The 13,293-nt window shown below is 66.4% G+C and carries 11 protein-coding genes; 3 read left to right on the forward strand and 8 right to left on the reverse strand.

From position 1 onward, the window contains the following. The first annotated feature begins 275 nt into the window (after positions 1-275). Together H1343_RS10425 and H1343_RS10430 are read left to right on the forward strand one after the other, a co-directional pair. Entirely contained in the window at positions 276-1,706 is a 1,431-nt protein-coding gene (locus H1343_RS10425; protein ID WP_185982855.1) for a mannose-1-phosphate guanylyltransferase/mannose-6-phosphate isomerase, read from the forward strand. Between the two features lie 20 nt (positions 1,707-1,726). Continuing rightward, positions 1,727-3,148 carry a phosphohexomutase domain-containing protein gene (locus H1343_RS10430; protein ID WP_185982856.1) on the forward strand — a complete coding sequence of 474 codons (1,422 nt, stop codon included), beginning with the start codon at positions 1,727-1,729 and terminating at the stop codon, positions 3,146-3,148. A 261-nt stretch (positions 3,149-3,409) separates the two neighbouring features. Here the strand turns inward: H1343_RS10430 and H1343_RS10435 are convergent, their stop codons facing one another. From H1343_RS10435 to argH, 4 genes are read right to left on the reverse strand one after another with little or no spacing between them, the layout of a single operon-like run. Next, positions 3,410-4,246, reverse strand: a complete 837-nt coding sequence (locus H1343_RS10435) for an ABC transporter substrate-binding protein (RefSeq protein ID WP_185982857.1) — start codon at positions 4,244-4,246, stop codon at positions 3,410-3,412. Positions 4,247-4,275: 29 nt separating this feature from the next. Beyond that, on the reverse strand, positions 4,276-5,052 hold the full coding sequence (locus H1343_RS10440; RefSeq protein ID WP_281374645.1) for an amino acid ABC transporter ATP-binding protein: 777 nt from the start codon (positions 5,050-5,052) through the stop codon (positions 4,276-4,278). A gap of 2 nt (positions 5,053-5,054) precedes the next feature. Next, positions 5,055-5,918 carry an amino acid ABC transporter permease gene (locus tag H1343_RS10445; RefSeq protein WP_185982858.1) on the reverse strand — a complete coding sequence of 288 codons (864 nt, stop codon included), beginning with the start codon at positions 5,916-5,918 and terminating at the stop codon, positions 5,055-5,057. Next, complete coding sequence (argH, locus tag H1343_RS10450; RefSeq protein WP_185982859.1) at positions 5,915-7,333, reverse strand: argininosuccinate lyase; 1,419 nt, start codon at positions 7,331-7,333, stop codon at positions 5,915-5,917. The genes H1343_RS10445 and argH overlap by 4 nt, the downstream gene beginning before the upstream one ends. Before the next feature lie 107 nt (positions 7,334-7,440). Between argH and H1343_RS10455 the strand changes: the two genes are divergently transcribed. Further along, positions 7,441-8,346, forward strand: coding sequence for a LysR family transcriptional regulator (locus H1343_RS10455; protein ID WP_185982860.1), 906 nt, complete (start codon positions 7,441-7,443; stop codon positions 8,344-8,346). A gap of 66 nt (positions 8,347-8,412) precedes the next feature. Here H1343_RS10455 and H1343_RS10460 read toward each other — a convergent pair whose 3' ends face one another. The 4 genes from H1343_RS10460 to H1343_RS10475 form a co-directional block, all read right to left on the reverse strand. Further along, positions 8,413-9,153 (reverse strand): amino acid ABC transporter ATP-binding protein, encoded by a 741-nt coding sequence (locus tag H1343_RS10460; RefSeq protein WP_185985598.1) that lies wholly within the window; start codon positions 9,151-9,153, stop codon positions 8,413-8,415. A gap of 120 nt (positions 9,154-9,273) precedes the next feature. Further along, positions 9,274-10,773, reverse strand: a complete 1,500-nt coding sequence (locus H1343_RS10465) for an amino acid ABC transporter permease (RefSeq protein WP_185982861.1) — start codon at positions 10,771-10,773, stop codon at positions 9,274-9,276. Positions 10,774-10,814: 41 nt separating this feature from the next. Then, a complete protein-coding gene (locus H1343_RS10470; protein WP_185982862.1) occupies positions 10,815-12,005 on the reverse strand; it encodes an amino acid ABC transporter permease in 1,191 nt (396 codons plus the stop codon). A 193-nt stretch (positions 12,006-12,198) separates the two neighbouring features. Further along, on the reverse strand, positions 12,199-13,218 hold the full coding sequence (locus H1343_RS10475) for an amino acid ABC transporter substrate-binding protein (RefSeq protein WP_185982863.1): 1,020 nt from the start codon (positions 13,216-13,218) through the stop codon (positions 12,199-12,201). Positions 13,219-13,293 lie beyond the last annotated feature (75 nt).

Here is a 13,293-nt window from a genome sequence, read left to right on the forward strand (position 1 = left end):
CAGCCTCGAAGAGGAAGGGCATCGACCGGCAGTTGCGAGCCACGGCCTGCCCGCTCCTCCGTCCTGATTTGAATGTCCTACGTCATTCATAGTCTTTGCATAATTGCCGATTGTTTCGCGCACAAGTCATGACTTTACGATTATTGCGTGTATGTGAGGAACGTGTGGTGCCGCCCTCGCCGCCGTAGCGTTGTGCGCCACCGGATGGACGGTTGCTTGCCGCCTTCCGGCGTGCCCTTTAACCAGACGAGAGAAGCAGGAGTGCGCGAGGAATCATGAGCCAGCCGTCTGCAAGCTCGCCGATCATCCCGGTCATCATGGCGGGAGGGTCCGGTACGCGGCTCTGGCCGGTGTCTCGCGAGACGATGCCCAAGCAGTTCATCGCATTGATGGACGGCGGCGTATCCACCTTCCAAGAGACACTGAAGCGCGTCACCGGCCCCGGCTTCGCGCTCCCGATCGTCGTTACCGGCAACGACTTCCGCTTCGTCGTCGCCGAGCAGATGAAGGCCGCCGGCGTCGTCGGCGAGATCGTGCTGGAGCCCGAGCGACGTGATTCGGCCGCGGCTGTCGCGGTCGGTGCGCTTCTCGGCGAGGCGCGCGACCCGGACGCGGTGTGCCTCGTGCTTGCGGCCGACCACGTCGTTACCGGAGGGGAGGCTTTCGTCGCGGACTGCCTGAAGGCCGCGGAGGCCGCGCGCGGCGGGCATATCATGACGCTCGGCATCGTGCCGACGCATCCCTCCACCGCCTACGGCTATCTTGAACTCGGCGCGTCGCTCGGCTCGGAAGGCGCCTTCGTCCTCGAGAGCTTCGTTGAGAAGCCGGACCGCGCCCGCGCCGAGGGCTATGTGGAGCGCGGGCTCCTGTGGAACTGCGGCAACTTCCTTTTCAAGGCAGGCATCATGCTGGAGGAACTGGAGGCGAACGCGCCCGAAGTGCTGGCGGCGGCTCGCACCGCGCTCGTGGGCGGCGTCCGCGATCTCGACTTTCTTCGACTGGACGCGGTGGCGTTCGCGGCCGCCCCGAAAATCTCGATCGACTACGCAGTGATGGAAAAGACGCGGCGCGCTGGCGCGGTGCGCGCCTCCTTCGGCTGGTCGGACATCGGCTCGTGGGATTCCATCTACGACGTGAAGACCCCGGATGCCGACGGCAACGTGCTCGAAGGCCCGGTCTCCGTCCTCGGCACGAGCGGCAGCCTCGTGCGCTCGGACGGCCCGCTGACGACCGTCGTCGGCCTCAATGACGTCGTGGTGGTCGCGATGCCGGACGCTGTTCTCGTCGCCTCGAAGGACGAGGCGCCGAAGGTCAAGGACCTCGTCGCCAAGCTCGGCCGCGAGGGCTACGGCGAGGCGACTGACCACTTGCGCATCCACCGTCCCTGGGGCTGGTACCAGCGGATCGACATCGGAGACCGCTTTCAGGTGAAGCACATCTGTGTGCATCCGGGCGGCACCCTCTCACTGCAGCGCCACCATCACCGCGCCGAGCACTGGGTCGTCGTCCACGGCACCGCGGAGGTGACGATCGACGGCGTCGTCAAACATTATCACGAGAACGAAGCGGCCTATCTGCCGATCGGATGCACGCATCGCATGCGCAATCCTGGCAAGATTGATCTCAAGATCATCGAGGTGCAGGTCGGCTCCTATACGGGCGAGGACGACATCGTGCGCCTCGAGGATGTCTACGCGCGGACCTAAGGAGCGGACCTAAGGAAACGATGACCAGCCTCTCCTTCGGAACCAGCGGCCTGCGCGGCCTCGTCACAGACCTCTCGGGCGAGCCCGCGCAGCGATGGACGGCTGCGTTTCTCGCCCACGCGGGCACACGGATCGCAAGCCGCACGCTTCTCGTGGGGCGCGATCTGCGCGCCTCCAGCCCGTCCATCGCGGCCGACTGTCTTGGCGCGGCGAACGCGGCGGGCTGGGAAGCCGTCGACTGCGGCGCTCTTCCGACGCCTGCCCTCGCCCTCGAAGCTCTGCGCCGTGGTGCCGCGGCGGTCATGGTGACGGGCAGCCACATCCCGGACGATCGCAACGGGCTGAAATTCTACGCGCCGGGCGAGATCACCAAGGCCGATGAAGCTGAAATCCGCACGGCCTTCGAAGCCCTGCCGGCGGACCTTCCCCCAGCGGGGGACACTCCCGGCGATTCCACAGCCTCAGCGCTGAACACCTATCGCTCGCGCTATCTCAACGCCTTCGCTCCGGATGCACTCGCCGGTCTGACGATCGGCATCTACCAGCAGAGTTCCGTCGCGCGCGATCTTCTCGTCGATCTCCTCTCGTCCCTCGGCGCCGAGACCGTCGCCATCGGCCGCGCGGAGCGTTTCGTGCCGGTCGACACCGAGGCGCATCGCCCGGAGGACATCGCTCTCCTGCGTGAATCGGCGGCGGACGGACGCTTCGCGGCCATCGTCTCGACCGATGGAGACGCCGACCGGCCTCTCGTCGCGGACGGCGTCGGCGAGGTGCTGCGCGGCGATGTGGTCGGGCTCCTGACCGCGCTGCATCTCGGCGCGCGCACGATCGTCACGCCCGTCACCTCCAGCGGCGCGGCCGAAAGCTCGGGCGTCGCCGCAAAGGTGGTGCGCACGCGCGTCGGCTCGCCCTTCGTCATCGAGGCGATGGAGCGTGAAGTCGCAGGCGGGTCCGAAGGCGTCCTCGGCTTCGAGGCGAACGGCGGCGTTCTCCTGGGTTCGCCCGTGTCGATCGACGGGCGATCCCTCGCCCCGCTGCCGACCCGCGACGCCATCCTGCCGATCCTCTGCACACTCGCCGGCTCCAAGGCGCGCGGCCTGTCCGTGGGCGCCTTTGCCGATACGCTCGGTGCGGGACAAGCCCTCGCCGACCGACTGAAGAACGTGCCGGCAAGCGCCAGCGGGCCGTTTCTGACACGGCTTGCCGAAGACGACGCCTATGCCGACGCGCTGATGGCGGAGGCCGGCCCGATTGCGAGTCGCGATCATCTCGACGGCGTGCGTTTCCGGCTGGAGGAAGGCTCGATCGTGCATTTTCGCGCGTCGGGCAACGCACCGGAACTGCGCGTTTATGTCGAGGCCGAAGACCCCGCGCGCGCCTCTACGCTTCTGCGCTGGGGCCTTGCGACAGCCGCCCGCGAGGTCGGCGCTTCGCCCACCTGATATCGCGGCCGCAGTGCAGCGAGCGCGATTCCGCGGTGCGGCGTGCCCTGCGGGTCACAGGCGCGCGTTAGGCTTGCGTTTATCATAGGGGCGCAACATCGGTTTAGCCGGCGGCCGTGCCGCCGGCTGGAGGAGGAAACCGCCATGTCGACGATCCCGACCTACTATCTCGTTCACGGACCCGACGGGTCCTCGACGCTCTTCTATGGAGCGGCTCCGGCCAAGCGGCGCTGAAGCACCGCCCGGCCCGCCAGACCGGCGTCACTGCCCGGCGTTGACCTCGATCTCTTCGAGCGCGTTGGCCTGAAGGCCGTAGCTCGCGAAGATCTCGGCGTAGCGCCCGCTCTCGACGAGGCGCTTCAGCGCGCCCTCGACCGCGTCGCGGATCTGCGCACCCTCTTCCGACTTCAACGTCGGAATGCCCGCGAGCGTGCGCGTGAACGGCTCGCCGATAAGCACGTAGGTGCCGGGCTCCAGATCCTGGAAGTAGGGCAGCGTCTCGTTGCCCTGCACGGCCGCGTCGAGACGCTGGCTCTTGAGCTGTGTGCGCGCATCGACCGAACCCTCGGTGCCGACGACCTCAATCGGGTCGAGGCCGTTCGCGACGCAGTTCTCCTCGCTCCACGCCGCGATGTCGTTCGGCCAGTTGGTGTTGCGCGAGGCGCCCACCGTTCGCCCGCACAGGTCACTCGGCTCCGAGACCTCACTCGCGAGCGAGGTCAGCGTGTAGAACTGGGCGCCGGAGTTCATGTAGTCGACGAAGTCGACCGTCTCGCGCCGCGAGGCGATGTCCGACATGCCGGCCATCGCCATGTCGACCCGGCCCGTCTGGAGCGAGGGCAGCATCTGAATGAACTCGGTCTCCTGCCACTCGATCTCGACGCCGAGCTCTTCGGCGATCGCCTCGCCGAGGTCGATGTCGAGGCCCATAAGTTCGGTCGTCGCCGGGTCCTTGTAGACGATCGGCGCGTAGTTCGGGTTGGTCGCGACGGCAATGCTGCCGGCATCGAGGATGCGCTGCGGCAGTTCCTGCGCGCGGGCGCCCGTAGCAACCGTGAGAAGCGATACCGTGGCGGCGAGAAGTGCGATGCTTTTCATTTCGGCTCTCCTTGGTGGGTCTTTCGATGTCAGGACAGGACGGCGGCGATAAAGTCGCGCGTGCGCTGCTCGCGCGGCTGGACGAGAATCGCGCTCGGCGCGCCCGTCTCCACGATTCGGCCCGCATCCATGAAGATGACGCGGTCTGCGACCTCGCGTGCGAAGCCGAGTTCGTGCGTGACGACGATCATCGTCATGCCGCTGGCTGCCAGATCGCGCATCACCGCAAGAACCTCGCCGACGAGTTCGGGGTCGAGCGCGGACGTCGGCTCATCGAAGAGCATCAGCTTGGGCTGCATCGCCAGAGCGCGGGCGATCGCCACGCGCTGCTGCTGGCCGCCCGAAAGCTGCGCCGGATAGGCGGACGCCTTCTCCGCGAGCCCGACCCGGCTCAGAAGCCGCAGCGCCTCGGCCTTCACCTCGGCCCGCTTGCGGCGCAGGACCGTGACCGGCCCTTCCATGACGTTCTGAAGGACCGTCATGTGATTGAAGAGGTTGAAGCGCTGGAAGACCATGCCGCACGAAAGACGCTGGCGGGCCACCGCGCGGTCGTCGAGCTCGTAAAGCGCGTCGCCCTTCTGACGGTAGCCGGCGAGATCGCCATCGATGCGGATCGCACCCGCGTCCGGCTTCTCGATCTGGTTGAGGCAGCGCAGGAGCGTCGACTTGCCCGAACCGGACGGGCCGATGATGCACAGGACCTCCCCGCGCGCAACGTCGAGGTCGATATCTGCGAGCGCCCGGTGCGAACCGAAGGACTTGGAGACGCCGCGCACGGTGACGATGGGCGAATGTGTGTCGCTCATGATCAGCGCCCTCCCCTGGCATAGCCGCGCGAGAAGCGACGTTCGAGGAAGAACTGGCCGATCGAGAGCACCGAGACGACCGCGATGTACCAGATGGCGGCGACGATCAGGAGCTCGATGACGCGGCCGTTGGCGAAGTAGACCGTCTGCGCGTTGCGCAGCATTTCGGAATACTGGATCACGGAGGCGAGCGAGGTGAGCTTCACCATCGAGATGAACTCGTTGCCGACGGGCGGGATGATGACGCGCATTGCCTGTGGCAGCACGATGCGCCGCAGGATCGTCGGCCGCGCCATGCCGATCGCCTGGGCCGCCTCGCTCTGCCCGTGGTCGACCGAGAGGATGCCGGCGCGCACCACTTCGGCCGTGTAGGCGCCCTGATTGATGCCGAGGCCCAGAAGAGTCGCCACGAAGGGCGTGATGACGTCCACCGTGCGAAATTCGAAGAGGCCTGGGATGCCGAGCGTCGGGAAGACCAGCGCGAGATTGAACCACAACAGCAGCTGGAGGATCAGCGGCGTGCCCCGGAAGAACCAGATATAGCCGCGTGCCGAGTTCTGGAGGACGGGGTTCTTCGACATCACCATGACGGCGAAGAGGACGCCGAGGGTGATGCCGAGCGCCATCGCGGCCACTGCCATGACGATCGTGTTGACGAGCCCGTTCAGGATCGAGCGCGCCGTCAGGAACTGCCCGACGACCGACCATTCGATCTGGCCGACGGCGAAGGCGCGCACGAGGCCGATGAGCGCGAGCAGGATAAGGGCCGTTGCCAACCAGCGGCCGTAATGGCGCCGTGGGACGATACGCAGCCCGGCGAGCGCGGGATCGCCGCCCGCAGGCGATGGGGGCGCGATCGTGCTCATCGGGCGGCCTCGTGCGAAGCGGCGAAGGCGCGCGGTGCGCCGAGCCTGTCACGCAGGCGTGAGAGCTGCTCTCGCACGGCCGAGGGCGCCGTGCCACCGAAGGCCGAGCGGGCCGCAAGCGCCGCCGCCACGCTCAGATGCTCGGCGACGGCCGGCTCCAGCGCCGGGTCGATCTCGGTGAAATCCTCGCGCGACAGCGCCTCCAGCGTCATGCCGCGATCCTCGCAATAGCGCACCGCCTTGCCGGTGATCTCATGCGCCGAGGAAAAGGGCACGCCACGCCGCGCCAGCCAGTCCGCCATTTCGGTGGCCAGCGTGAAGCCCTGCGTCGCCGCCTCCGCCATCCGCGCCTCGTCGAAACGCAGCGTCGAGACGAGCCCGGCCATTGCCGGCAGCACGAGATGCAGCGTGTCCACCGCCTCGAAGGTCGCGCGCTTGTCTTCGATGAGGTCGCGATTGTAGGCGAAGGGCAGGCCCTTCAACGCCACCATCATCGCATTCAGGCTGCCGATCAGGCGTGCGCTGCGCCCGCGCGTCAGCTCGGCGATGTCGGGGTTCTTCTTCTGCGGCATGATGGAGGAGCCGGTGGCGAAACTATCATCCAGCTTCGCCCAGGAGACGGCCTGCGAGCACCAGTAGATGATCTCCTCGCACAGGCGCGAGAGATCGACCCCGATCATCGCTGTGACGAAGAGGAATTCGGCGACGTGGTCTCGGCTGCCGACGGCGTCGATCGAGTTCTCGCACGGCCCGTCATAGCCGAGTTCGGCGGCCGAGAGATCCGGGCGGAGCGCGATGGCGCTGCCCGCCAGCGCGGCGGCCCCTAGCGGCGAGCGCGCCGAGCGACGATCCCAGTCGAGGAAACGGTCGAGATCGCGCGACAGCGCCTGCGCATGGGCGAGAAGCTGGTGACCGAAGGCGATGGGCTGGGCGGCCTGCAGATGCGTGAAGCCGGGCGCGGCCGTCTCGACATGGCGCTCGCCCTGCGCGACCAGCGCGTCGACGATCTCCAGGACACCCGCCGAAAGCGTTCTCGCCTCGTCACGCAGGTAGAGCTTGAGGTCGTTGGCGGCCTGATCGTTGCGCGAGCGCCCCGCTCGCAGCTTGCCGCCGAGCGCGCCGAGCCGCGCCATCAGAAGGCGCTCGACGAAGGTATGAATGTCCTCGTCCGAGGCGATCGTCGCCTCGCGGCCCGCTGCGATGTCGCCGTCGATCTCCGCAAGCGTCGCGAGCATCCTTTCCAGTTCGTCTCCATCGAGAATCCCGGCGCGGTGCAGTTCGCGCGCATGGGCGCAGGAGCCTGCGACATCGTAGGGGACGAGCCGCAAATGGCTGGGGTCGGACCGCGAGAACGCCGTCAGCGCCGGGTCGGGCGCACCCCGAAAGCGGCCACCCCATAAGCTCGTCGTTCCCATTTCTGCCTCCAATTCCAACATGTCGCGATCGTAGGCAGCTACCCCTGCGGATTGGAAATGAAAGTTTTTCCGTGCGGAATTCCAAAATGGCATAGGGTGATCTCAGTATGACCGACAGCCTCGCCCGTGCCCCCTCTCTCGTTTCGCTGCGCGTTCTCCTCGCGCTGGCCGAACGCGGTTCGACCGTGGCGGCAGCGGAGGCCGCCAATCTTTCGCAAAGCGCCGTCAGCAAGCAGCTCGGCAAGCTGGAGGAGACGGTGGGGCACCGCCTCTTCGTGCGCCACCCGATGGGAATGCGGCTGAGCGAGGCGGGCGAGATCTATGTGCGGCAGGCGCGCGTGGCACTGAAGGCGATGGAGGATGCCGCGCTCGAGGTCGCCCGGCTCTCGGGCGACGAGAACGTCCTGCGCCTCCACACGCTGCCGATCTTCGGCGATCGCTGGCTGTTGCCACGCTTCGGGGCCTTTGCCGAAAGATACCCCGAGGTCGATGTCCAATTCACCAGCTTCCGCACCGCCGGCCAGGCCGAGCCTGATGCCGCCTTTCGCTACGGCGCGCCGCCCTTCGCGGGCGAGAGCGCCGACTACATCATCGGAACACGCGTCAGCCTCTACGGTGCGCCGGCCTATCTGGAGCGGATCGGTGCAGGCGCCGGCGGGCTTGACTGGCTGCGCGCAGCGACGATCCTCGAACATCCCGGCACGCCCAATCGGTGGAGCGATCTCGTCGCGTCCGGTACGCTAGCGGCGGACGCACCGGGCCCGCGCCATATCGTGGAGTTCGGCTTCTTCACGCTGGTGATCCGTGCCGCCATCGCGGGCCAGGGTTTGGCGCTCATCCCCGATGACCTGCTGCGCGCGGAAGAGCGCGGTGTCATGCTCGCGCCTGCGGGCGGCCTCGGCTTCGAGAGCCCGAACGCCTACTGGTTCACCTGTCCGGCCGACCGGCCGCAGCGCCGCGCGTTGCGGCTCTTCCGCCAATGGCTGCTGGCCGAGGTCGCAGCCGGGTTCTGAAACGCGAGAGGTCCGAGGATCGGCTCGATCCTCGGACCTTCGAAAAGACAGTGGCGGTCGCGCCGATCAGTGCAGGATCTGCGAGAGGAAGAGCTTCGTGCGCTCGTGCTGCGGGTTAGCGAAGAACTCCTCGGGTACGTTCTCCTCGACGATCTGGCCGGCATCCATGAAGATGACGCGGTTGGCGACCTGGCGTGCGAAGCCCATTTCGTGGGTCACGCAGATCATCGTCATGCCCTCTTCGGCGAGCCCGACCATGACGTCGAGCACCTCCTTGATCATCTCGGGATCGAGCGCGGAGGTCGGCTCGTCGAACAGCATGACCTTCGGGTTCATGCAGAGCGAGCGGGCGATCGCCACGCGCTGCTGCTGGCCCCCGGAGAGCTGGCCCGGATATTTGTTCGCCTGCTCGGGGATCTTGACGCGGGTGAGATAATGCATCGCGATCTCCTCCGCCTTCTTCTTCGGCATCTTGCGCACCCAGATCGGCGCCAACGTGCAGTTCTCGAGGATCGTCAGATGCGGGAAGAGGTTGAAGTGCTGGAACACCATGCCGACCTCGCGGCGCACGACATCGATCTTCTTCAGATCGCCCGTCAGCTCGATGCCGTCGACGACGATCTGGCCCTTCTGGTGCTCTTCCAGCCGGTTGATGCAACGGATCATCGTCGACTTGCCGGAGCCCGACGGGCCGCAGACGACGATGCGCTCGCCGCGGCGGACGCGCAGGTTGATGTCGCGCAGGACATGGAACTCGCCGTACCATTTGTTAACGTTGACGAGTTCGATCGCGACCTCGTTCGACATGGTGGACGCGGCGACGGGGCGCGCGGTGGTCTCAAGCTGGCTCATATCTTTCAAGCTCCTGTCCGGGCCCGCTCACGCCGTGAGCGGTCGCCCGATTGAGGTGTTGGGCGCGATACGCGCTTAGTGTTTGTGGCCCCGCGACAGACGGCGCTCCATCGAGATGGAGTAGCGCGACATGCCGAAGCAGAAGAGCCAGAAGATGAAACCCGCGAAGATCAGGCCTGTGGCCGGCGTCGACGGCGTGATCCATGTCGGATCCGAGAAGCCGCGGCGCACAGTGCCCAGAAGGTCCGCGAGGCCGATGATGTAGACGAGGCTCGTGTCCTTGAAGAGCCCGATGAAGGTGTTAACGATGCCCGGAATCACCAGCGTCAGCGCCTGCGGCAGAATGATCATGCGCATCTTCTGCCAGTAGGTCAGCGCCATCGCATCGGCGCCCTCGTACTGGCCGCGCGGGATGGCCTGCAGACCGCCGCGGATCACCTCGGCCATATAGGCCGCCGCAAAGAGCGACACGCCGACGAGAACGCGGAGGAGCTGGTTGAAGGACATGCCGCTCGGCAGGAACAGCGGCAGCATGAAATTGGCCATGAAAAGGACCGTGATCAGCGGGACGCCGCGCCAGAACTCGATGAAGACCACGCACAGGAGCCGAACCGCCGGCATGCGCGACTGGCGCCCAAGCGCCAGGAGGATGCCAAGCGGCAGCGACGCCGTGATGCCGACCACCGCGACCACAAGCGTGATCAGGAGCCCGCCCCACAGGTTCGTGGGCACGTAGCTGACACCGAAGTTGGCCGAGAGCGCGACGACGACGCCGATGGCGCCGGCCAGGGGGACGAGAAGAAGAGCGGCGCCGGACTTGTTCTCAGCCGTCCGATAGACCGCGAAGGTCGCCATCAGGATCGCGAGGACCGACAGAAGGACCGATCCGACCGTCAGCGTGGTCAGACGCATGCCGAAGAGGTCAGCGCGCGTCGCGCCGAAGATGTTGTGCGTCATCCACATCAGAGCGGAGATGAAGACCACCCACGGAGCGGCCTTCATGGCCCAGTTGCGGCGCACGGTCGCGCTGCGCCCGCTCGCCAGGAACAGCGCGATGCCGGCCGCGGCGAGGAACAGGAACGCGACCCCGCCCGGCGCGAGGTTCAGGCGCCCGCCTGTGAGGAGGACGAAGGAGACCAGCGGAAACACGACCAGCAGGAGGATCGCGTTGAGCCGCTTGAACGGGGCCTTCGGCAACGCCATCGGGATGAGCAGCGCCGCGAAGAGCGCGAAGACGATATCGACGCGCCAGCGCTCGTTCAGCGGATAGAGGCCATAGGTGAACTGCGACAGTCGCGCCTGTACGAAGGCCCAGCAGGCGCCTACGCGCCCGCCCTCGGGCGCCAGGCACGCGGTGCGGTCCGTGCCCTCGAAGACGGCCGTGAAGACCGCCCAGTCGAGGATGCCCCAGATGATCCAGACGCTCACGACCGCGAAGACGATCGTCAGGACGGCGTCGAGCGGCGTCGCGAAGAGGCTCTTGCGGAGCCGACCGGTGAAACCGACTTCGTCGGCCGGCGGCGGCAGCGCTTCCTTCTCTCCCCTGGCGACGAAACGGGCGACCTGTTCTTCCATGCGATCCGATATCCGATTGGTGCAGAGCGTTCGAGCCGAGCTCAGCGCTCGACGAGCGCCATCTTGCGATTGAACAAGTTCATCAGGAACGAGACGGTCAGACTGATCCCGAGATAGACCGTCATCCAGATCACCACGACCTCGACGGACTGGCCCGACTGGTTGAGGACCGTCGAACCGACCGCGACCAACTCGGGATAGCCGATCGCCAGTCCCAGCGAAGAGTTCTTCGTGAGGTTCAGGAACTGGCTGGTCAGCGGCGGAATGATGACGCGGAAGGCCTGCGGCACGACGATGAGGCGCAGTGCGAGCCCGCGGCGCAAGCCGAGCGCGGCCGCCGCCTCGTTCTGCCCTTTGGAAACGGACAGGATGCCGGCGCGCACGATCTCGGCGATGAAGGACGCGGTGTAGACCGACAAGGCGAGGAACAGCGCCAGGAATTCCGGCCGGACCTGGAAGCCGCCCGTCAGGTTGAACGTGCCGCGCTGCGGCAGCTCGAAGCTCATGGGCGAGCCCATCAGCACGAAGACGATCAACGGCACGCCGACGATGAAGCCGAGGGCTGGAAGCAGGATCGAACGGCGCTCGCCCGTCGCCATCTGCCTGCGCCTGTTCATCCGCGACAGCGCGATCGTGGCGACGATGCCGATCAGCGCGACGACGCCGGCGACCCAGGCGCCCTGCTCGAAGACCGCGATCGGCGTCTGCAGCCCGCGATTGGAGATGTAAGAGGAGAACGGCAGCTCGATCGCGTTGCGCGGCAGGGGCAACACGGCGAGGACGCCGAAATACCAGAACAGGATGACGAGCAGCGGCGGCAGATTGCGGAAGACCTCGACATAGACAGTCGACACGCTGCGCACGAGCACATTGTGCGACAGGCGCCCGATGCCGACGATGAAGCCGAGGATCGTGGCGAAAGCGATGCCGGTGCCCGCGACGATCAGCGTGTTCGTCAGACCGACAAGGATGGCCCGGCCATAGGTGGAGTTGTTGGAATACTCGATCGGCAATTGCGCGATGTCGAAGCCGGCCCGCGCATCGAGGAAGCCGAATCCCGAGGAAATGTTCAACGCCGCAAGGTTGCGGGCGGTGTTCGAAACCAGCCACCAGCCGAAGGCGAAGATCGATACGACGAGGACGATCTGAATGACCGCACTGCGCACCGCGGGATTGTTCACCAGGGAATCGCGGGTCTCTTCCCGGGGCATGGGCGAAACATCTGCGGTCATGGGGGCCTGTTCGTGTCCGGAGTGGCGGCGACCTCGGAAGATCGGCACGGCCTGCTCCAACTCATTGATATGTTGCATCGAAGATCGCGAGCCGATCGCCCGCACCGCTCCGATGCTCCGGAGTGAAACGACCGCCGCGACAGGTGAGCCGCGGCGGTCCTGAATGAGTGGCCCGAAGGCCTAAACGCGGACCTTAACGGACCGGCGGGGCGTACTGCAGACCACCGTTGGTCCACAGCGCGTTCTGGCCGCGCGCGATGCCCAGCGGGGTCTCGGAGCCGACGTTGCGCTCGAAGATCTCGCCGTAGTTGCCCACGTGGCGGATGACCTTCACCGCCCAGTCGTTCTCGAGGCCGATGCTCTCGCCGAAGGTGCCGTCCAGGCCGAGGAGACGGCGGATGTCCGGGTTCTCCGACTCCAGCATCTCGTCGATATTGGCCTGCGTCACACCCAGTTCCTCGGCGTTCAGGAGCGCGAAGTGCACCCATTTGACGAGGTTGAACCACTGGAAGTCGCCCTGGCGCACGGCCGGGCCGAGCGGCTCCTTGGAGATGATTTCCGGCAGGACGATGTGCTCGTCGGCGTTGCCCATCTCCAGACGCGAGGCATAGAGGCCCGAGGCATCCGTCGTGAGCGCGTCGCAGCGGCCGCTGTCATAGGCGGCGTTGACGTCGGCCTGCGACTCGATGACGACCGGGTTGTACTCGAGATTGTTGCTGGCGAAGTAATCGGCCAGGTTCAGCTCGGTGGTGGTGCCGCTCTGTACGCAGATCGTTGCGCCCGACAGTTCGAGCGCGGAGGTGACGCCGAGGTCTTCCCGCACCATGAAACCCTGGCCATCGTAATAGTTGACGCCGGCGAAGGCGAGACCAAGCGCCGTGTCGCGGTCCATCGTCCAGGTCGTGTTGCGGGCCAGAATGTCGACCTCGTTGTTCTGAAGCGCAGGGAAGCGCTGAACTGCCGAGAGCGGCGAGAAGGTGACGGCGGAGGGATCGTCGAAGATCGCGGCGGCGACAGCGCGGCAGTAATCAACGTCGAGGCCGGCCCATTCGCCGGCATCGTCCTGGTAGCCGAAGCCGGGAAGGCCGGTGTTCACGCCGCAACGAAGATTGCCACGGCTCTCCGTCTCCTGCAGCGTCTGCGCGGAGGCCACGCCGACCGTGCCGCTCGCGACCGTCAGACCGAGCACGGCGGTCAGAAGCTTCAATTTCATAAGTTCACCTTCCCGAGTTGAGCTTTGCAAGACCATAAGTATCTTCGGTTCGCCCAGGGTGGCGACGTCAGAACC

This window comes from Aureimonas mangrovi (assembly GCF_014058705.1).
In the GTDB taxonomy this organism is placed as follows: Bacteria; Pseudomonadota; Alphaproteobacteria; order Rhizobiales; family Rhizobiaceae; genus Aureimonas; species Aureimonas mangrovi.